Source organism: Lysobacter sp. Root494 (assembly GCF_001427225.1).
Taxonomy (GTDB): domain Bacteria; phylum Pseudomonadota; class Gammaproteobacteria; order Xanthomonadales; family Xanthomonadaceae; genus Agrilutibacter.
In genome coordinates, this window is the sequence record NZ_LMFH01000001.1 from 130,391 (window position 1) to 148,527 (window position 18,137).

Annotated in this window: 18 protein-coding genes and 1 tRNA gene; 5 read left to right on the plus strand and 14 right to left on the minus strand. The window is 67.5% G+C overall.

The features are described 5' to 3' along the window. Positions 1–163: 163 nt before the first annotated feature. Positions 164–1,654 carry a glycosyltransferase family 39 protein gene (locus ASD14_RS00495; protein ID WP_235565268.1) on the plus strand — a complete coding sequence of 497 codons (1,491 nt, stop codon included), beginning with the start codon at positions 164–166 and terminating at the stop codon, positions 1,652–1,654. Here ASD14_RS00495 and ASD14_RS00500 read toward each other — a convergent pair whose 3' ends face one another. The 5 genes from ASD14_RS00500 to bioB all read right to left on the minus strand — a co-directional run bounded on the left by ASD14_RS00500 (position 1,655) and on the right by bioB (position 6,939). Beyond that, positions 1,655–2,656: a multidrug resistance efflux transporter family protein gene (locus ASD14_RS00500; RefSeq protein ID WP_235565269.1), complete on the minus strand. Its 1,002-nt coding sequence runs from the start codon at positions 2,654–2,656 to the stop codon at positions 1,655–1,657. Further along, positions 2,653–3,591: a malonyl-ACP O-methyltransferase BioC gene (bioC, locus tag ASD14_RS00505; RefSeq protein WP_056127387.1), complete on the minus strand. Its 939-nt coding sequence runs from the start codon at positions 3,589–3,591 to the stop codon at positions 2,653–2,655. Before bioC ends, ASD14_RS00500 begins: the two co-directional genes overlap by 4 nt. 170 nt (positions 3,592–3,761) lie before the next feature. After that, positions 3,762–4,526, minus strand: coding sequence for a pimeloyl-ACP methyl ester esterase BioH (bioH, locus tag ASD14_RS00510; RefSeq protein ID WP_056127390.1), 765 nt, complete (start codon positions 4,524–4,526; stop codon positions 3,762–3,764). Positions 4,527–4,624: 98 nt separating this feature from the next. Further along, complete coding sequence (gene bioF / locus ASD14_RS00515) at positions 4,625–5,848, minus strand: 8-amino-7-oxononanoate synthase (RefSeq protein WP_056127392.1); 1,224 nt, start codon at positions 5,846–5,848, stop codon at positions 4,625–4,627. Between the two features lie 2 nt (positions 5,849–5,850). Further along, on the minus strand, positions 5,851–6,939 hold the full coding sequence (gene bioB, locus ASD14_RS00520; protein WP_056127395.1) for a biotin synthase BioB: 1,089 nt from the start codon (positions 6,937–6,939) through the stop codon (positions 5,851–5,853). Positions 6,940–7,105: 166 nt separating this feature from the next. Between bioB and ASD14_RS00525 the strand changes: the two genes are divergently transcribed. Then, positions 7,106–7,792, plus strand: a complete 687-nt coding sequence (locus tag ASD14_RS00525; RefSeq protein ID WP_235565289.1) for a ComF family protein — start codon at positions 7,106–7,108, stop codon at positions 7,790–7,792. A gap of 68 nt (positions 7,793–7,860) precedes the next feature. On the opposite strand, the gene ASD14_RS00530 is transcribed toward ASD14_RS00525, so the two are convergent. From ASD14_RS00530 to ASD14_RS00540, 3 genes are all read right to left on the minus strand, one after another. Continuing rightward, a tRNA-Arg gene (locus tag ASD14_RS00530) sits at positions 7,861–7,937 on the minus strand. Between the two features lie 86 nt (positions 7,938–8,023). After that, positions 8,024–9,337: a bifunctional diguanylate cyclase/phosphodiesterase gene (locus ASD14_RS00535; RefSeq protein ID WP_056127398.1), complete on the minus strand. Its 1,314-nt coding sequence runs from the start codon at positions 9,335–9,337 to the stop codon at positions 8,024–8,026. A gap of 23 nt (positions 9,338–9,360) precedes the next feature. After that, positions 9,361–10,608, minus strand: a complete 1,248-nt coding sequence (locus ASD14_RS00540) for an HD-GYP domain-containing protein (protein ID WP_082538636.1) — start codon at positions 10,606–10,608, stop codon at positions 9,361–9,363. A 144-nt stretch (positions 10,609–10,752) separates the two neighbouring features. On the opposite strand from ASD14_RS00540, the gene ubiA reads away from it, so the two are divergent. Continuing rightward, complete coding sequence (gene ubiA / locus ASD14_RS00545; protein WP_056127404.1) at positions 10,753–11,661, plus strand: 4-hydroxybenzoate octaprenyltransferase; 909 nt, start codon at positions 10,753–10,755, stop codon at positions 11,659–11,661. A gap of 12 nt (positions 11,662–11,673) precedes the next feature. On the opposite strand, the gene ASD14_RS00550 is transcribed toward ubiA, so the two are convergent. The 5 genes from ASD14_RS00550 to ASD14_RS00570 form a co-directional block, all read right to left on the minus strand. Beyond that, positions 11,674–12,189, minus strand: a complete 516-nt coding sequence (locus tag ASD14_RS00550; RefSeq protein ID WP_056127407.1) for a DUF1697 domain-containing protein — start codon at positions 12,187–12,189, stop codon at positions 11,674–11,676. A 17-nt stretch (positions 12,190–12,206) separates the two neighbouring features. Then, positions 12,207–12,959 carry a twin-arginine translocase subunit TatC gene (tatC, locus tag ASD14_RS00555; protein WP_056127409.1) on the minus strand — a complete coding sequence of 251 codons (753 nt, stop codon included), beginning with the start codon at positions 12,957–12,959 and terminating at the stop codon, positions 12,207–12,209. Next, positions 12,946–13,518, minus strand: coding sequence for a Sec-independent protein translocase protein TatB (tatB, locus tag ASD14_RS16625; protein ID WP_082538637.1), 573 nt, complete (start codon positions 13,516–13,518; stop codon positions 12,946–12,948). The genes tatC and tatB overlap by 14 nt, the downstream gene beginning before the upstream one ends. Before the next feature lie 60 nt (positions 13,519–13,578). Next, entirely contained in the window at positions 13,579–13,812 is a 234-nt protein-coding gene (gene tatA / locus ASD14_RS00565; RefSeq protein WP_056127413.1) for a Sec-independent protein translocase subunit TatA, read from the minus strand. A gap of 152 nt (positions 13,813–13,964) precedes the next feature. Further along, positions 13,965–14,870, minus strand: a complete 906-nt coding sequence (locus ASD14_RS00570) for a lipid-binding SYLF domain-containing protein (RefSeq protein WP_082538699.1) — start codon at positions 14,868–14,870, stop codon at positions 13,965–13,967. Positions 14,871–15,219: 349 nt separating this feature from the next. Between ASD14_RS00570 and hemH the strand changes: the two genes are divergently transcribed. After that, positions 15,220–16,287, plus strand: a complete 1,068-nt coding sequence (hemH, locus tag ASD14_RS00575; protein ID WP_056128741.1) for a ferrochelatase — start codon at positions 15,220–15,222, stop codon at positions 16,285–16,287. Between the two features lie 5 nt (positions 16,288–16,292). Next, positions 16,293–17,141 (plus strand): alpha/beta hydrolase, encoded by an 849-nt coding sequence (locus tag ASD14_RS00580; RefSeq protein WP_056127415.1) that lies wholly within the window; start codon positions 16,293–16,295, stop codon positions 17,139–17,141. Between the two features lie 30 nt (positions 17,142–17,171). On the opposite strand, the gene ASD14_RS00585 is transcribed toward ASD14_RS00580, so the two are convergent. After that, positions 17,172–17,966, minus strand: a complete 795-nt coding sequence (locus ASD14_RS00585; protein ID WP_056128745.1) for a SprT family zinc-dependent metalloprotease — start codon at positions 17,964–17,966, stop codon at positions 17,172–17,174. Positions 17,967–18,137: the final 171 nt, after the last annotated feature.

Sequence of the window (18,137 nt, forward strand, 5' to 3'; positions counted from 1 at the left end):
AGCGAGCAGCAGGGTTGCCGTCGCCGGCAATCTGCGATCAGGGGTCGATTCCGACGGAGAGATGCAGACGCATGACATGGCGATCGATCTCCGTGTCCGCGACCGTCGCGTTCCCGTCGCATGCAACGGCTAGCATTCTTCCACCTCACGTCCCGCCGCCACCGTGACCGCGTACCTGCGTCGCATCCTGCATTCGCCCGGCTTCCGGATCACGGTGCTTGCGCTGGTCCTGGCGCTGGGCTTCCTCGGCACGCGCGGAATCTGGGATCCCGACGAGGGCCGCTACACCAACGTCGCCTTGAACATGCTCGACAGTGGCGACTGGTTGAATCCGCACCGCAGCGACGAAGTCGGCCACTGGACGAAACCGCCACTCACCTACTGGGCGATCGCAGGCAGCGTCGCCATGTTCGGCCAGAACGCCTGGGCGGCGCGGCTTCCTTCCGCGCTGGCGTATCTGCTGTGCGTGTGGCTCGCATGGCGCATTGCTCGACGACTGGTCCCGGGTGGCGAATACAGCGCGGCGGTGGTCTACGCAACGTTGCCATTCACCGTCGGCGCCGCGCAGATGATCACCACCGACTACGTGTTGTCTGCGTGCACCGGCCTGGCGATGTGGGCGTTCGTCGAGGCGCGTTTCGGCGACGGCGTGCATCCGCGCCGCTGGACCGCGCTGATGTGGGCAGCCTTCGCGCTCGCTTTCCTCACCAAGGGGCCGCCTGCACTGATCCACCTGGTCGCGGCGCTCGTCTTCGATCAGCTGATGCCGGCCGGCCGGCGCAACCGCGTGCTGCAGTGGTCGGGAGTGGTGCTGTTCGTCGTGCTTGCATTGCCGTGGTACGTCGCGGTGATCGCCAATCACCCGGGCCTGTTCCAGTACTTCGTCGGCGACGAAGTCGTCAATCGCGTCGCCACCAACGAATTCGGGCGCAACGGCGAGTGGTACGGGTGGCTGCAGGTGTATGCGCCAACCTTACTGCTCGGTACTTTGCCGTGGACGCCGGCGTTGCTGCGCTGGACGCGTGCGTTGCCGGCACAGATGCGGGCCTGGCGCGACCGGTCAATCCGCGAAGAAAACGCGCCGGCGTTGCTGCTCGCGCTCTGGTTCCTGCTGCCGCTGCTGGTGTTCTGCATCGCGCGCTCGCGGCTGCCGCTCTACATCCTGCCCCTGTTCCTCCCGCTCGCCGTGATCATCGCGAAGCAGCGATTGCAGGAAGGGCGCGCACTCAGCACGCGCTGGCTGCTTGCATGGGTTGCCGTGTTGCTCGCGCTGAAATTCGCCGCATCGTTGTGGCCTACCCACAAGGACGCTTCCGAGTGGGCGCAGGCCATCCAGGCGCGCGCGCATGGGCCGGTGCGCGAAGTGCTGTTCGTCGAGGACATGGCGCGCTACGGGCTGCACCTGCATCTCGACGCCAGGATCGAAAAACTGTCGCTGGAACCGCAGGCCCAGTCGCCGTTCAACCCGGTTTACGACGAGACGCTCGCACAGGAGCTCAGCGAGCACGAACCCGAGGCGGTGTGGATCTGCAAGCAGGCCTTGTGGCCACAGCTGCAACGGCGCCTGTCGGCGCAGGGTTATCGCGCGCAGGCGCTCGGCACGCCGTACCAGCGCCGCGTGATCTTCATCGTCACGCCGCCGGGTTCGCCTTAGTCACGCACCGCGATCGCCACGCAGTTCCTGCGTCGCATGGCGATCGCCGGCGGCCGCGCGCGACGCGACGATGCTGAAGGCGACGATGCCTGCGATCACGATCGCCGCGCCCCACAGCGCGCGGCCCTGCGGCCAGGCTTCGCCCAGCCACAGCACGCCGATCAGCGTGGCGAACAGGATCTCTGCGGCCTGCATCGCTTCGGCTGCCGCCAGTGCGGTGGGATCGTTGCGGACCATGCCGGTGGCCTGGAAGAACAGCACCGTGGCGATCACGCCAGCACCGAGCGCGACACCGGCGGCGAGAAGCACCTGGCCAGCGGGCGGCGAGCCCGTGGTGGCGAACGCGACGGCGGCGATCGCCCACCACAACGGCTGGCTCGCGAGCGTCATGCCGAACACGCGCTGCGTGGCATTGAGCTCGACGCCGACGCGTTCCAGGTGCAGCAGCAGCCCCCGGTTGCCGAGCGGATAGGCAAAGGCGCTCACGGCGACCGCGAACAGTGCGATCCACGCGTCACGATCGAGGCGTCCACCGCCGTAACCCACCTGCATCAGCAGCACGCCGCAGATCACCACGATGCCGGCGGCCAGCGCAGGCAACGGAATCCGCGCCCGTGCATCGCGGTACAGGAACGGTGCGCACAACATGCCTGCGATCACGGTGAGCTGGAACGTGCCCGCCACCAGCCACGACGGCCCGCTTGCCGCCGCATAACTGAGCAGCACGTAGAACAGCACGAAGCCGATGCCGCTCCACAAAAGCCACGGGCCAGGATGGGCCCGGATCGCGCGCCACACCGGTTTCATGCCGCCCTGCCATGGCATTACCAGGACCATGATCGGCAACGTGATCAGGTAGCGCAGCGTGGCTGTCCATGCCCAGTGCCCCCCTGCGGTCGCGGCGGCGCGGTTGAGCACGTAGGTGCAGGTGAAGAACAGCGCCGACAACAGCGCGATGGCGACCGCGGACAGGGCGATACGGCGTGCGCTGCCAGGATTCACCCGCGTCTCCGGATCGGAATCTTCGTTACCGGCACCGAGACCTCATCGACCCCACCGACGCGGATGGGCGTGCCCGGCTGCGGACCCCATGCCTGGGCGGTAATCACTTCCCACGTTGCCGGCAGCTTGCCATCGCGACGCAAGGGTTCGTACGCCTGCGCAGCGCGTGCGAAGCGCGCGCGCCCGGTGAGGCTGCGGCGGCGCGTCGCCAATGCGTTCGTCGCGCCGAGCGTGCGCAGTTCGCGCATCAGGTCGCCGAGCGAATCATGTTGCAGGTGGAATTCGTCGCGATCCAGCACCGGATCCTTGAAGCCTGCGGCGATCAGTGCATCGCCGAATTGCGCGATCGACGCGAACGGACTCACGTGCGGCGCGCTGTCGGCGTGACCGAAGGCTTCGCGCAATTCCCACAGGGTGTCCGGGCCGAAGGTCGACAGCACCATCAATCCGTCAGGCTTGAGCACTCGGCGGAAGCCGGCGAATACCGCGGGCAGGTCTTCGACCCATTGCAGGCAGAGGTTGGAAAACAGCACGTCGACGCTGCCGTCGGCAAGCGGCAACGCACGCGCATCCGCGCACAACGGCTGCGGCCGCTGCGGCTTCGCGAACGGCAGCAGCACGCGCGCGGGTAGTAAGCGGCGCGCGTTGTCCTCGGCTTCGCGCGCCATCGGCAACGCCAGATCGAGCGCAATCATCTGCGCCTTCGGCCAGCGCTTCTGCATGGCGACGGCGGCGTGGCCGGGACCACAACCGATGTCGAGCACCACCTGCGGCTGGTTGCCTTGTGCATCGCGCGCAGCACGCTCGTCGAAGTAGTCGAGCGATTCGAGCAGGCGCGACGCGACTTCACGCTGCAGCGCAGCCGCATCGTCGTAGTGGTGCGCGGCGCGCGAGAAGGCGCGGCGGACCTGGCGGTGGTCGAAGAGGTTGGTCATGGAGGGGAAGTCGACTTCAGTAACGAGCTATGCGTTCTCTGGCTCGTCATTCCTGCGAACGCAGGAATCCAGTGCCTCTGCTTTTGCCTGTATCGGCAAGTCGAAGCAAAGTCGCTGGATTCCTGCGTTCGCAGGAATGACGAGCGGATATGCGGATCGAAGCGGCCACATCATCGCAGCCTGTCCATGAAAGCGATGATTTCACTGGCCACTTGATCCCCCGCGCCCAGGAACGGCGCATGCCCCGCATTCGCAATCACGACACTGCGGGCATCCGTCGCCAGCGCCGCCGAAGCCGGCATCGCCCCCGCAGGCACGAGCCGGTCGCGACGGCCCGACAGCCACAGGCTTGGCACCCGCAGCATGGGCAGTTCGTCGCGCACGTCGAGGCGGTCGAGCAACTCGAGCCCCTCAAGCAGCGCGCGCGCTGCCGGTTCGCCGCGCTCGAACGCCTGTGCGCGCAGGCCGCGCAATTCTTCCTGCGCGTGCGCCGAACCCAGCGCTTCCAATGCGAGGAAGCCATCAAGCGTGCCGCGAAAATCCCGCGCCAGCGCCTCGCCGAAATCGCGGAACAACTGCGCGCCAACACCGTACGGCCAATCCTCACCAACGACGAAGCGCGGCGACGACGCGATCATCATCAGGCCGCGCACGTCGTGCGGATGGTCGAGCGCGGCGCGCAGTGCGAACTGTCCGCCCAGCGACCAGCCCAGCCACGCGGCATCGGGCACGCGCGCCACGAGTTCCGCGGCAAGTGTCTCCGGGACCAGTGGCGTCTCGTCTTCTCGCGAAAAACCATGTCCCGGCAGGTCGACGAGATGCAGCGTGTAGCGATCGGCGAGGCGATCGGCCAGCGGCGCGAACAATCCGCCGTGCATCGCCCAGCCGTGAATGAGTGCGAGCGCGGGGCCACGCCCGCGCGTTTCGATGTACATCGTGATCTTCCTTATCCGATCGCCACGCTGCAGGAGCGGCCTCGGCCGCGACCGTTGGCGCGTGGACCCGGTCGCTGCGATGCCGCTTTACGCGGTTTTCAACGCAGCATCTCGGCGACCCGCGCTTCGGCTTCGGCCTTGTCGCGAGCGCGGCCCAAGGCATCCACCAGGCCATCGACATCGCCATGCGTGTGCAGGGCCGACAACGTCACGCGCAGGCGCGCGCGGCCTTCGGGCACGGTTGGCGGGCGAATCGCCGTCACCCAGTAGCCGCGCTGCTCGAGCGTGGCCGACATCGACAGCGCGCGCGTGTCGCTGCCGCACATCACCGGCTGGATCGGCGTCTCCGAGGGCAGCAGCACCAGTCCGGCCTGCGCGGCCTTTTCGCGGAAATGCGCAATCAGGTCGTAGAGCTTGCCGCGGCGCCAGTCTTCGCTGCGCGCCAGCTTCACCGCCGCGAGCGTCGCCGCCGCCTGTGCCGGGGGCAATGCGGTGGTGAAGATATACGGGCGCGCGTTCTGCACAAGGTGTTCGATGAGATCGGCGTCACCGACCACGGCCGCGCCATAGCCACCCAGCGCCTTGCCAAGCGTGACCAGCTGCAGCGGCACCTGCTCGAAGGTGAGTTGCGCTTCGGCGACGCTGCCGCGTCCCTGCGGACCAACCACGCCGACGCCGTGGGCGTCGTCGACATACATCAGCGCCTTCTGCACGCGCGCGGCGAGCGCGAGCTCGCGCAGCGGCGCGACGTCGCCGTCCATGCTGAAGACGCCATCGGTCGCGAGCATCGCCACGCCGTCGATGGATTCGCGCATCAGCCGCAGCGCGCCGGTGGAATCACCGTGCGGGTAGCGGCGCAACTTGCAGCCCGACAGACGCGCGGCATCGATCAGGCTGGCGTGGTTGAGGCGGTCCTGCACGCAGATGTCTTCATCGCCGAGCAGCGACTGCAGCACGGCGAGATTGGCCATGAAGCCGCTGCCGAACAGCAGGGCGCGCGGCGCACCGAGCCAGTCCGCCAGCTCCTTCTCCAGCGCTTCGTGCATCGCGTGGTGGCCGCAGACGAGGTGCGACGCGGTTCCACCCGCGCCTTCGCGCGAGGCGGCGTCCTGCAACGCGCTCACCACCGCGAAATGCTGCGACAGTCCGAGGTAGTCGTTGCTGCAGAAGTTCAGCAGCTTGCGCGGCGTACCCGTCGCATCGAGGACTTCCACGCGTGCGCCATCGCGATGCGTGACCGCGCGCAGCGTGCGCACGCGCGAAACGGTGACGCGTTCGGCCCGCGCCGCCGCAATGCGATCACGCCATGACGCCCGGCCCATCGTCAGAGCCTGCCCCGGACTTGATCCGGGGCCACTGCGCAGGGAATGGTTTTCTCGCGGACAGCGGTGTCCGCGGTTTCAAGAATGTCGGCGTGCACGGTCTCCCCCTGTTCAACGACCGGCATGGGCTTCAGCCCAAGGCGGTTGAACAATGCCACATCGCGCTCGGTGTCGGGGTTGCCGGTCGTCAGCAATTTCTCGCCGTAGAAGATCGAATTCGCGCCCGCGAGGAAGCACAGCGCCTGCAGTTCGTCCGACATCGATTCGCGGCCGGCGGAGAGGCGCACCATCGATTTCGGCATGAGGATGCGCGCAACTGCGATCGTGCGCACAAATTCGAAGGGGTCGAGCTGCGCGGTGCCGGCCAGCGGCGTGCCTTCGACCTGCACGAGCCGGTTGATCGGCACCGAATCGGGGTGCGCCGGCAGGTTGGCGAGCGTCTGCAGCAGGCCCGCGCGCTGTTCACGCTGCTCACCCATGCCGACGATGCCGCCGCAGCAGGTCTTCATGCCGACATCGCGCACGTGCGACAGCGTGTCGAGGCGGTCCTGGTATTCGCGGGTGTGGATGATCTCGCCGTAGAACTCCGGCGCCGTGTCGAGGTTGTGGTTGTAGTAGTCCAGGCCGGCGGCCTTGAGCGCGTGCGCCTGTTCAGACGACAGCATGCCCAGCGTGGCGCAGGTTTCCAGGCCGAGCGCCTTGACCTCCGAAATCATCGCCGCAACCTTGGGGATGTCGCGGTCCTTCGGCGACCGCCACGCCGCGCCCATGCAGAAGCGCGAGGCGCCCGCGGCCTTGGCCTGCTTCGCCTTCTCCAGCACCGCTTCGGTCGACATCAACTTCGTGGCATCGACCCCGGTGTGGTAGCGCGCGGCCTGCGGGCAGTAGCCGCAATCCTCCGGGCAGCCGCCGGTCTTGATCGACAGCAGGGTGCTGACCTGGACCTGGGCCGGATCGAAGTGGGCGCGATGAACGGTGCCGGCGCGGTGCAGCAGTTCCGGGAACGGCAGGTCGAACAGGGCGCGGACTTCCTCGCGGCTCCAGTCGTGGCGGACAGCGGGCGCGACGGGAGAAAGGCTGACAGCAGACATGGGAGTTTTCCGACAGACGTGGGCAAACCGGGCGGGCAGTCTGGAAACCATGACCTTGGCTGTCAACCAAACGCAAGCGCATCCAGTTGACGACGAACCCGTCGCCGCACCGTTCCAGGCTGTGCGTCGGCGGCTCGGCCACTGGCTGCGGGTAGACGCGGCGCGGCTGTTATGGCCCAGCCGCTGTCTCGCCTGCGAGGCGCCGGGGCTCGAAGGCCTCGACCTGTGCGCCGGGTGCGCAGCAGCGCTGCCGTGGAACCGTTGCGCCTGCGCGGTCTGCGCACTGCCATTGCCGCAGCCGGGCACCTGCGGCGACTGCCTGCGTCGCGAGGCAGCACTGGCCCGGCGCAGACGCGTGCCGGCGTTGACGGCGGTACATGCGGTCTTCGTCTATGCCGCGCCCCTCGATCATCTGCTGCCGCGCTTCAAATTCCATCGCGACCTCGCCGCCGGTGCATTGCTGTCGCAGTTGATGGCCGAGGCCGTCGCATCGCTCCCGCGTCCGGACGCCGTGATCCCCGTGCCGCTGCATCGCGCCCGCCTGCGCCGCCGTGGTTACGACCAGGCGCTGGAGCTGGCCCGGCCGCTGGCGCGTTCGCTTGCGTTGCCGCTGCGCGACGACTTGCTGCGGCGCGTTCGCCGCACCGCGCCGCAGTCCGAACTCAGCGCCCTGGCGCGCCGCCGTAACCTGAAGGATGCGTTTGCGGTGAAGCCGGGCATCCGGTTGCCGGCGCATGTCGTACTGGTCGATGACGTGATGACCACCGGCGCCACGCTCCATGCCGCGGCCGAAGCGTTGAAACGCGCCGGCGTCCAACACATCGACGCGTGGGTGTGCGCGCGGGTGCCGTAACGCGCATCGAGATCGCCTGGCTACGCACCTGGCGCTCGCACTGCGCAAACAAATCGACGTAGCGAAGATGGCGCGCCCGGAGGGATTCGAACCCCCGACCAATGGCTTCGGAAGCCACTACTCTATCCGGCTGAGCTACGGGCGCATCTGGAAACCGCGCGATGGCGGGCATCGCGGGACGGGCATTCTAGCAGCGACGGCGTTGCCGCGGTCGCGCCATCGCAACCGGCTTCAACCGGCTTCGCGCAGCGGTCGCCAGGGCGTCGCCTGTGCCAGCCAGCGTTCGAATTCGCCCAGTTCCATCGCCTTCGCGAACAGATAGCCCTGGACGACATCGCAATTGCGCTGGCGCAGGGCCTCGAGCGTTTCCTCATCCTCCACGCCTTCCGCCACCACGTGCAGGCCGAAGCGATGGGCGAGATCGATGATCAGGGAGGTGATGTCGGCGCAGGTGGCATCGATGAGCATTCCGCTGATGAACGACTTGTCGATCTTCAGCTCGTCGGCCGGGATGTCCTTGAAGTAGGCCAGGCACGAATAGCCGGTGCCGAAGTCGTCGATCGAGATCTTCACGCCGAGGTCGCGGATGCGCGAAAGAATCCGGAAGCTGTGGCGCGGATCCATCACCAGCGAACGCTCGGTGATCTCCAGCACCAGTTGCACGTCCGGCGTGCCCCACAGGCTCAATGCGTTCTCGACGAGATCGGGCAGGTCGTCCTGGCCGACGAGCTCGGCGGGGACGTTGACCGCGACGCTGAACCGGCCGTGCGCGTGCTTCCACTCGCCGGCATGCCTTAGCGCGGAGTTCAGCGCCCAGATCGTCATGTTCTTGATCTGTCCGGTCTGTTCGGCGATCGGGATGAACTGGTCGGGCGAGATCAGACCGCGCGTGCGGTGCTGCCACCGCATCAGCGCTTCCGCGCCGATCGGCTGCAGGTCCGGCAGGTGCAGCTTGGGCTGGTAGACGAGGTAGGTTTCGCCGCGCTGCACCGCGCCGTCGAGCTCGATTTCCAGGTCCCAGAATTCGGAGTAGCGGCGGTCCTCCTCGGCTTCCGGCGGAAACAGCCAGCGCTGGCCGGTATTGCGTGCGAGCTCCAGGCTCTTTTCGGCCTGGCGCAGCAGGAATTCGGCCTGGCTCGCATGCATCGGGCTGACTGCGACGCCGACCGTCGCGGTCATGCGGACAGAGGCTTCCTCGCCGCGGAACGGCACTTCGAGCAGGCGGAACAGTTTCTGCACGGCAAGCTCGGCGTGGCCGATGTTCATTACCCCCGGCAGGATCAGCGCGAAGCGGTTGTCGCCGATGCGCGCGGCGTAGTCCTGCGCGCGGATCACCTCGCGCAGCTGGTGCGCGACGTGCCGAAGCGCCTGGTCGCCGAATTCGTAGCCGTGCGCCGCGTTGAGCCGGGCGAAGCCGTCGATGTCGACGACGATCAGCGCGAGGTTCAGGCCGCGCTCGTTGGCGAAGCCGACGTGCCGCCGCAACAGGGTGAGGAAACTGCGGCGGTTGTGCAGGCCCGTCAGTTCGTCGTCGATACCCGACATGCGATGCCCGACCGGCTCGCCGGTCAGTGCAGGAACAGTTCGACCGGATCGATGCCGTAGGCACCGGTCGGCAGACCGTTCTTGACGCTGAGTGGATGCCCGGCATCGTCCTGGTCGACTTCGCCCAGGTCGAGCATGCGGAATTGCTTGAGCGGCGTCTTGTCGGCATCCAGCAGCAGCATCACCCGCGGACGCAGGCGCTTGAGGCTGTGCACGTCGGTGACGACGGCAACCTGGCCGTTCGACAGTTCCACCAGCGAACCCGTGGGATAGATGCCGCAGTTCTGGATGAACTGTTCGACGAGCTCGGCCTGGAACAGCGTGCCGCGCTGCTGGTAGAGCTCGTTCACCGCCTGGTGCGGCGAACGGCTGGGCGCATACGGACGCACGCAGGTCATCGCGTCGTAACTGTCGACGATTCCCATGATGCGGCCGAAGATCGGAATTTCGCTGCCCTGCAACCGCCACGGATATCCGCTGCCGTCGTGGCGCTCGTGATGGGTCGCGACGATTTCGCGGATCTTCGGCGACAGGCCGGGCGTGGAATCGACGATCTCCAGGCCGTGCTGCACGTGCTGGTGGACGAGTTCCACTTCCTCGCGCGTCAGTGGCGTGCGCTTGTTGAGCAGTTCCGTGGACAGGCGCGTCTTGCCGACGTCGCATAGCAGTCCGCCGAGCGCGAGCAGTTGCAATTCGGCGCGCTCCAGGCCGAGATGGCGGCCGAAGGTCGCCGCCCAGATCGCGCAGCCCATCGCATGCTGGTAGGCGTAATTGTCGCGACGCTTCATCTCCTTGAGCCAGACGAAGGCGGTCGGATTGCGCAGGATCGAGTCGATCATCGACTCGACGCCTTCCTTGAGCCGTTCCAGGTCCAGGCGCTTGCCGTTGTGCAGGTCGTTCATCACTTCGTCGATCGAGGCTTCCAGCGACGCGTGCACGGCTTCGGCCTGGCGCAGTTCGTCCTGTACGTCGATCTGGCGCGCCCAGGTGGTCGCGCGCAGCGCGTCGACTTCCGCGGCGGCACGGTTCTGGCGCACGCCGGCGGGTTCGGGGAAGGCGATGAAGCGCGGGTTCGGCGAGGTGCCGAGCACCACGTCCACCCACACGTGGTTGCAGACGCGTTGCAGCATCGCGATCTCGTCCTCGGACGTGATCTTGAGGCCTTGCATCAGGAAAGCGGTTTCCAGCCACGGCCGGTCCAGGCGGCTTACGTACATTCCCAAAGTCAGGCCCTGGACCGTAATCCTGACTTCCCTGGACTGGACATCCATCTCAATCCCCCGGGAGGAGCATCCCCGTCGCTAGCCTAACCTCGCGTGCGCGGCACGCCTAGTGAAATGGACTGGGCAAAGCGGTGATCGGCGACAATGCGAATGCCGGCGCGATGCGACCGGCGTCGATCCGAGGTTGAACGAATGGGTTACGAGCGCGACTACGCTCCGATTCCGCCGTCCGTGCCGAAGTGGCGCGAGCGGCTTGGCCAGTATTGGCGGCTGGTCCGTGGCGATCGCCCGATCGGCTGGCTGCTGCTGCTGTGGCCGACCTGGTGGGGCCTGTGGCTGGCCGCGAAGGGCGTGCCGCCGTGGTGGACACTGGTCGTGTTCACCCTGGGCGTGTGGCTGACGCGCGCCGCCGGTTGCGTGATCAACGATTACGCCGACCGCTGGCTCGATCCGCACGTCGAACGCACGAAGCAGCGTCCGCTTGCCACCGGCGCGGTGAGCGGACGCGAGGCGCTGGCGGTCTTCGCGGTGCTGATGCTGGTCGCGTTCGCGCTCGTGCTGACGATGAACCGCCTGACCGTGACCATGAGCATCGTCGGCGTGTTCCTCGCCGCGAGCTATCCGTACCTCAAGCGCTACACGTACCTCCCGCAGGTGTATCTCGGCATGGCGTTCGGCTGGGGCATCCCGATGGCGTTCGCGGCGATCCGCGGCGAAGTGCCGCCGGAAGCGTGGCTGCTCTACATCGCCAACATCCTGTGGTCGACCGCGTACGACACCTGGTACGCGATGGTCGACCGCGACGACGACCTGCGCATGGGCGCGAAATCGACCGCGATCCTGTTCGGCGACATGGACCTCGTCGCGCAGGGCGTGCTGTACGCGCTGTTCGGGTATGCGCTGTTCCTGGTCGGCCGGCGCGCGGAACTAGGCGTCTGGTTCTGGAGCGCGCTCGCGGTGGCGGCGGTGCTGGTCGCCTGGGAATTCGTCATCGCGCGAAACCGCGATCGCGAAGCCTGCTTCCGCGCCTTCCTGCACAACCATTGGGTGGGATTGACGGTCTTCGCGGGCTTCGCGCTGCATTACGCGCGGCAAGGGTGACTCGGCGCCGCGTCACGCCCATGCGCATTTGCGCACGGTGTCGAGCGTGCGCGTGGTGATGTCGCTTCCGAACGTCCGCTCGATCAGGGTCATGAAGACGGGCGCGTTGGCGCCGGGCACGTAGCAGGTGAATGCTTCGGAGGCGGTCGTCTTCAGGATGCGCGCGTTGTCGCGTTCGATCGGCAGCGCGAGTTCGCGCGCGAACGGCTCGCGGAAGAAGGTCACCACGCGCTTCGCGTTCGAAGGGATCTCGAATCCGGCGAACGGATCGGCTTCGACCAGGTCCTGCAGGTATTGGGCCGGCCGGACGATCGTGGCGAAGCTGCGATCCAGGCCGTCGCGCATCGCCTTCTCGCAGCGCTTGGCCAGTGCAGCGGACGAGGACGCGCGGGTGTCGAAGACCACGTTGCCGCTCGACAACAACGTACGCACGTCGGAGAAGCCGGCCGCCTCAAAGCAGCGCTTCAGTTCCGGCATCCGCGCGTTCATCGGGCTCACTCCGCGCAGGAAAGCGACGTATCTCGGCATGGCCGGCGGTGCTGCGGTCAGCCTGCGGTTTCGCGCTTGGGCGCGAGCCAGCCCGCGGCGAGAATGCCGACTTCGTAGAGGATGATCATCGGGATCGCGAGCATCAGCTGCGATACGACATCGGGCGGCGTGATCACCGCCGCGATGACGAATACGCCGACGATCGCGTAGCCACGCGACTCCCTCAGCTGTTTCGGTGTCACCCAGCCGAGCAGCGCGAGGATGACCAGCGCCACGGGCAGCTCGAAGCTCGCGCCGAACGCAAGGAAGATCACCAGCACGAAGTCCAGATAGGCCTGGATGTCGGTCATCATCGCCACGCCTTCGGGCGTGACGCGGGTGAGGAAGCCGAACACGGTCGGCAGCACCAGGAAATAGGCGAAGGCGCAGCCGGCGTAGAACAGCGTCACCGCCGACACCAGCAGCGGCATCGCCAGTTTCTTCTCGCGCTGGTACAGGCCAGGTGCGACGAAGGCCCACGCCTGGTACAGCAGCCACGGCACTGCGACGAACAGGGCGGCGAAGAACGCCAGCTTCACCGGCGCGAAGAACGGCGAGGCCACGCCGGTGGCGATCAGCTGCCCGCCGGCTGGCAACTTGGCGAGCAACGGCTGCGCCAGCCACGCATAGAGCTTGTTGGCGAACGGCAGGAAGGCGATGAAGACGATCACCAGCCCGAGCACCGCGCGCAGCAAACGCGCGCGCAGTTCGATCAGGTGGTCGATCAGGCGGCTTTCGCCCTGCGCAGTACCGGATTCAGCGTCTTGCATCGGGGTGTCGTGCGTCCTGTCCGGAGTCGTCTGGGTGAACGGCGCTTTCGGACAGTGCTTCGCCGGAGCGGTTGTCGCGGTGCTCATGCTGGATGTCGTCGGCTTCGGCTTCCCGCCTGCGCACCGTGTCGCCAGCTTCCGCATCGTCGTCGTCGGGCAGCAGCTCCGGCTGCTCCCATTCGTCCATCACCGAACTCAGCGGCTGCTCGTGGTCCGACTCGCCGCTGTCGATGCGCGCGTTGTCGCTGCCGGTTTCCGACTCGAACGCTCCGCGCACCTCCGCGCCGGCCTGTTCCACCTGCTGTTTCAGCGCCGCGCCGCTCTGCGCAAGCGAGTCGCGTGCCTCCAGCAGGTCGGCCTGCGTCTGCTTCAGGCTGCGGCGCAGGTCGTCATCGGCCAGTTCGTTCTCGAGTTCGGCCTTCACCGAATACCACTGCGCACGCGCACGCCGCATCCACAGGCCGGCGAAGCGCGCGGCCTTGGGCAGTCGCTCGGGGCCCAGCACGAGCAGGGCCACGATCGCGATCAGGAAAATCTCGCCGAATCCAATGTCGAACATGCGTCAACGCGCCGTTTTCAATCCCGCCTCTAATCCCGCCTCGCGGCGGGTTCCTTGTGGTCAGCGGGGATGACGCTCGTCGTCGCGTTGCGACTCGGTCGTGGTGGTGCTGTCGCGACGGGTCTCGTCGGGAAGCTGTGCGGTCGGCTTCTTGTCCTCGTCCTGGATGCCCTTCTTGAAGCCCTTCACGGCTTCACCCAGGTCCTTGCCGACATTGCCCAGGCGCTTGGTGCCGAACACCAGCACCACGATCACCAGCACGATCAGCCAGTGCCAAATGCTGAAACTACCCATTGGTTATGCCCTGCGGAGTGGGCGGTCAGGATACCGCACGCGCTGTGACAGCCACGGTAACCGCGCCGCGATTGAAGCAGGCGTGCGGCATTGGTGGGGCCGCCGCAGCGGCCGGAGGTGCCGGACGCCCGTCAAAAGGTACTTCGGGAGCGTCAGTCGCGGGACGGTACCGGCGGCAGCGGCTCGCTGCGAACGCTGTCGGCGGGCACGTCCTCGAACGGCGCGGGCTTGGCTTCCTCGCTCGGCGGCGCCAGCGGTTGGGTCTGCGCGCCAGTGGGCATGCTGGTGCTCGTGGTGACCGTCGCGGGTGCCGCGGCCGAATTCGAACGCGTGGCGGTGGTGCCGCGGCGCGCGCGGGCGGTCGCCGTGGCTTCCTCCAGGGCATCGCGGAAGTCAACGATGCGGTCCGCGGGCTGCTGGCGCGTGCGGCCTTCGAAGATCATGCGCGGCGTGGTGCCTTCGCCGTAGACGAGCTGGTTGGCGGCGTCGTCGATCGACAGCACCGCGCCATCGAGCGCGATGCCCGCAAACAGGCCGCGTGCGCGCGACCACGACCAGATCTCCGCCTTCAGCTGGCCATCGGTGGCGGTGGCGGCGTTGCGGCCGACCGGGCCGGCGGCGACGCCGGCATCCGCGCCGAGGGTGACCTTGCCGTTGACGATCGAATCCAGGCCGCGCTCGCCGCGGAACACCAGCACGATGTCGGACGACTGCACGCCCGCCTGGAAACCGATGCTGCCGCCGGTGAGCTTGACGAAGCTCGGATTGGACCAGGTGCCGTTGGGGTTCTTCACCGACACCACGCCGTGGCCGCGACGGCCGCCCAGCACGAGGCCGACCTTCAGCGTGTCGGGCACCACCACTATCGCGCGGGCTTCATCGAACAGCCGGTCGGGAATCGCCGATTCGGGAATGCGCTGCACCTCAGCCAGTACGCGCACCGCGTCGAGGGCGCGCTGGTCTTCCTCGGGACCGGCCACCGCGGTGCCTGCGATGCCCAGCGACACGACGAGGGCGAGCGGGAGAAGAATGCGCTGCAGCACGGCGGGTTTCGGCAAGGCGGTGCGCGACATGGGAGTTCCGGCGGCGGGGATGCGGGCAGCGTAAGCGCGGCGGAATGAACGAGTCGCGAATCGCGCGGCGATAAAAACAGACGCGCACAAAAAATGAGACCGTCGCAACATGGCAGGCGACCGTGCGTCCTGCTGAAGCTTGCTTCGTTATTCCCGCGAAGGCGGGAAGCGCTTCACGGCTTCGTGGAAGTGATGCCCTCGCTCTGGACTGGCAGGGCTTCACGGTGGATCGCAAGCCGATATGAAGCGCGGTCGTTCGTCTCCCAAGCCACTGCGGCGGCCTCATTGGCGCCACGCGCCTGCTTTTATCGAGGCGCACTGTCATCCTATGCACATGACCGCGCCCACCCCAACGGCAGGCGAGCCCGCCATTGCATCCGTCGACCGCACTGCCCTGGTGCTGGTGAACCTAGGCACTCCCGATACGTCCGCACCAGGCGCAATACGCCGTTACCTGCGCGAATTCCTCTCCGACCGCCGCGTCGTCGACCTGCCGCGCTGGCTGTGGTGGCCGGTGCTGAACCTCGCGATCCTGCCGCTGCGTTCGAGGCGCGTCGCGCAGAAGTACGCGAGCGTGTGGCTCCCGGGCGGCTCGCCGCTGGCCGTGTACACGCGGCAGCTGGCCGAAGCCGTGCAGCGCGAATGCCCGCAATGGCACGTCGTGCACGCGATGCGCTACGGCACGCCCGCGTTGGCGCAAACCTTGGGCTCGCTGCGCGCAGACGGCTATCAACGTGCGGTGATCCTGCCGTTGTATCCGCAGTACTCGACCACGACCACCGCATCGGTGCGCGACGTCGTGGAGGCGGCAGGTTTTGCGATCCACGACGTGGGCTTCACCGGAGCCGTCGCGGCACAGCCATCGAAGAGTGCGCCCACCGCGCACTTCATCGCCGACTACCACCTCGACGCGGGCTGGATCCAGGCGATCACCGACTCGATCCGCGCCCATCGCGCGGTGCACGGCAATGCCGCGCACCTGCTGTTCTCGTTCCACGGCCTGCCGCAACGGCTCGCGGACAACGGCGACCCGTATCCGCTGCAGTGCGAAGCCGGCGCACGCGCGATCGCGACGGCACTGGGCCAGCGCGACGAGTCGTGGACACTGACCTACCAGTCGCGTTTCGGTCGCGAGAAATGGCTGGAACCGGCGACCGCCGACACGCTGCAATCCCTGGCCACGCGCGGCATCCGCAGCGTGGATGTGATCGCGCCGGGTTTTGCGGTCGACTGCCTGGAAACGCTGGAAGAAGTCGCGCAGATGCTGAAGGACGACTTCCGGGCGCGCGGCGGCGAACTGCGCTACATCGCCTGCCTCAACGACAGTTCCTCGCATGCGCGCGTACTCGCGGCGATCGCGCGCGACGCGCTGGCCCACTCCTCCGGGCAGACCACGGCATGACTTCGATGCGCCCGTGTGCGCTGGAAACTCCGTTCGGCACCGTCGGTGCCCTGCGCGCGGGCGAAGCGGGCGCGCAGCGGGTGCTTGCCTTGCACGGCTGGCTCGACAATGCGGCGAGCTTCGTGCCTCTGTCGCAGCACCTGCGCGGCATCGATCTGGTCGCGATCGACCTGCCCGGCCACGGGGCGAGCACGCACCTGCCGCTGACGGCGGATTACCTGCTGGTCGCCTTCGCGCGCGCTGCGTTCGCGGCCGCCGATGCGCTGGGCTGGGAGCGGTTCGCGTTGCTGGGCCATTCGCTCGGCGGCGTGGTCGCCAGCGTGATGGCCGCGGCGCAACCGCGGCGGATCGAACGGCTGCTGGCGATCGAAGCGCTGGGCGCGCTCGCGGAGAAGGAAGAACGCACGACGCAGCGCCTGCGTGATGCCTTCGACGCGCACCGCAAGCTGGCGGGCAAGCAGTTGCGCGTGTTTCCGGATGTCGCCACCGCCGCGCGGGCGCGCCTGCAGGCCGGCACCGGCGATCTCGGCGAGGCGGCGGCACGGCTGCTGGTCGAACGCGGACTGCGCGAGGTCGAAGGCGGCTTCGTCTGGCGCAGCGATCCCCGCCTGACCATGCCGACCGCGGTGCGCATGAGCGAGGCGCAGAGCCGTGACATCGTCGCGAACATCGAGTGTCCGGTTCGGGTGATCTATGCCGATCCGTCGCAGAGCTATTTTCCCGATGCGCTGCGTCGTGAGCGTGCCGCGCTGTTGCGCAATGGCGAACTCATCGTGCTGCCCGGCAGCCACCACCTGCACATGGACGATGCAGTGGGTACGGCCGCCGCGATTGGCGACTTCTTCAGCGCCTGACTATTCGAATGCGGGGGCGCCGAGCGCGCGTCAGTCCTTCGCGTTACCGCACAACGCATGCAGCGACGCCTTGATGCGGCGGCCTTCACCACGGAAGTAGTCGCGCTGCTCGCGCCAGAGGGGGAAGCGCGCTTCGACCTCGCGCCAGAAACGGCGCGAATGGTCGGCATGGATGAGATGGCAGAGCTCGTGCACGAGCACGTACTCGAACGCGGCCGGGGCGGCCAGCACCAGCGCGAGATCGAGGCACAACGTCGCGTCGGGCGCGAGCGAGCCCCACTGCGACGACATCATCCGCAGGCGCAGCCGCGATGGCGCGCGCGGCAGGTCCGGCAGATAGCGCGGCAGCCACCGGCCGATATCGGCGCGCGCTTCGGCTTCGTAGAAATCACGCAGCGCACGACGCAACAAAAGGGGGCGCAACTGCGCGGGCACGGTGACGTGCAACGCGTCCTCCGCCATGGCCAGGCGCAGCGCGCGGCCTTCCTTCCACAGCAGCGGAAGCTCGCCACCGCGCAGCGGAATTGAAACGGTGGCATGGGCCTGCAATGCCGGAGTGGAACCGCCGCTGCTGGCCAGTTGCGCCATCAGCCAGTCGCCGTGTTCGAGCACGAAACGCTGGCCGGCGACTTCGCTGACGCGCAATGGCAGGGTGAGGCGCGCGCCGCGTTCGCTGACGCTCAGCTTGATCCGGCGCGCACGCGGATCGCGCACGCGCAGCACGTCGACGGTCTGGCCGTTGTCCAAAGTGAAGCTGAGATTCTCGCGCGCGGTGCCGCGAGTCTGCGCACGCGGCTTGCCTGCCAGCAGGCGAAGTGGATTCATGCGTGCGCGCTCGTCATGTCGAAAGCATATCGCGATGCGGGCGCCGTTCCGGCGCGCATTCATCTACGAAGCGTTGAAAAAAGTGACGCGATGCATCCTGCAGGCCGCGTTGCGATGTTTGTCGTGCTGCGTCGCAGGGCGGCGGCGGAGCAGGTGTGCGTAGGGGGCTCA

Excerpts from the sequence above, each read along its gene's own strand:
- bioC (WP_056127387.1), bottom strand. The coding sequence starts at position 3,591 with ATGACCAACCTCTTCGACCACCGCCAGGTCCGCCGCGCCTTCTCGCGC.
- bioH (WP_056127390.1), bottom strand. The coding sequence starts at position 4,526 with ATGTACATCGAAACGCGCGGGCGTGGCCCCGCGCTCGCACTCATTCAC.
- bioF (WP_056127392.1), bottom strand. The coding sequence starts at position 5,848 with ATGGGCCGGGCGTCATGGCGTGATCGCATTGCGGCGGCGCGGGCCGAA.
- bioB (WP_056127395.1), bottom strand. The coding sequence starts at position 6,939 with ATGTCTGCTGTCAGCCTTTCTCCCGTCGCGCCCGCTGTCCGCCACGAC.
- ASD14_RS00535 (WP_056127398.1), bottom strand. The coding sequence starts at position 9,337 with ATGTCGGGTATCGACGACGAACTGACGGGCCTGCACAACCGCCGCAGT.
- ASD14_RS00540 (WP_082538636.1), bottom strand. The coding sequence starts at position 10,608 with ATGGATGTCCAGTCCAGGGAAGTCAGGATTACGGTCCAGGGCCTGACT.
- ubiA (WP_056127404.1), top strand. The coding sequence starts at position 10,753 with ATGGGTTACGAGCGCGACTACGCTCCGATTCCGCCGTCCGTGCCGAAG.
- ASD14_RS00550 (WP_056127407.1), bottom strand. The coding sequence starts at position 12,189 with ATGCCGAGATACGTCGCTTTCCTGCGCGGAGTGAGCCCGATGAACGCG.
- tatC (WP_056127409.1), bottom strand. The coding sequence starts at position 12,959 with ATGCAAGACGCTGAATCCGGTACTGCGCAGGGCGAAAGCCGCCTGATC.
- tatB (WP_082538637.1), bottom strand. The coding sequence starts at position 13,518 with ATGTTCGACATTGGATTCGGCGAGATTTTCCTGATCGCGATCGTGGCC.
- tatA (WP_056127413.1), bottom strand. The coding sequence starts at position 13,812 with ATGGGTAGTTTCAGCATTTGGCACTGGCTGATCGTGCTGGTGATCGTG.
- hemH (WP_056128741.1), top strand. The coding sequence starts at position 15,220 with ATGACCGCGCCCACCCCAACGGCAGGCGAGCCCGCCATTGCATCCGTC.
- ASD14_RS00580 (WP_056127415.1), top strand. The coding sequence starts at position 16,293 with ATGCGCCCGTGTGCGCTGGAAACTCCGTTCGGCACCGTCGGTGCCCTG.
- ASD14_RS00585 (WP_056128745.1), bottom strand. The coding sequence starts at position 17,966 with ATGAATCCACTTCGCCTGCTGGCAGGCAAGCCGCGTGCGCAGACTCGC.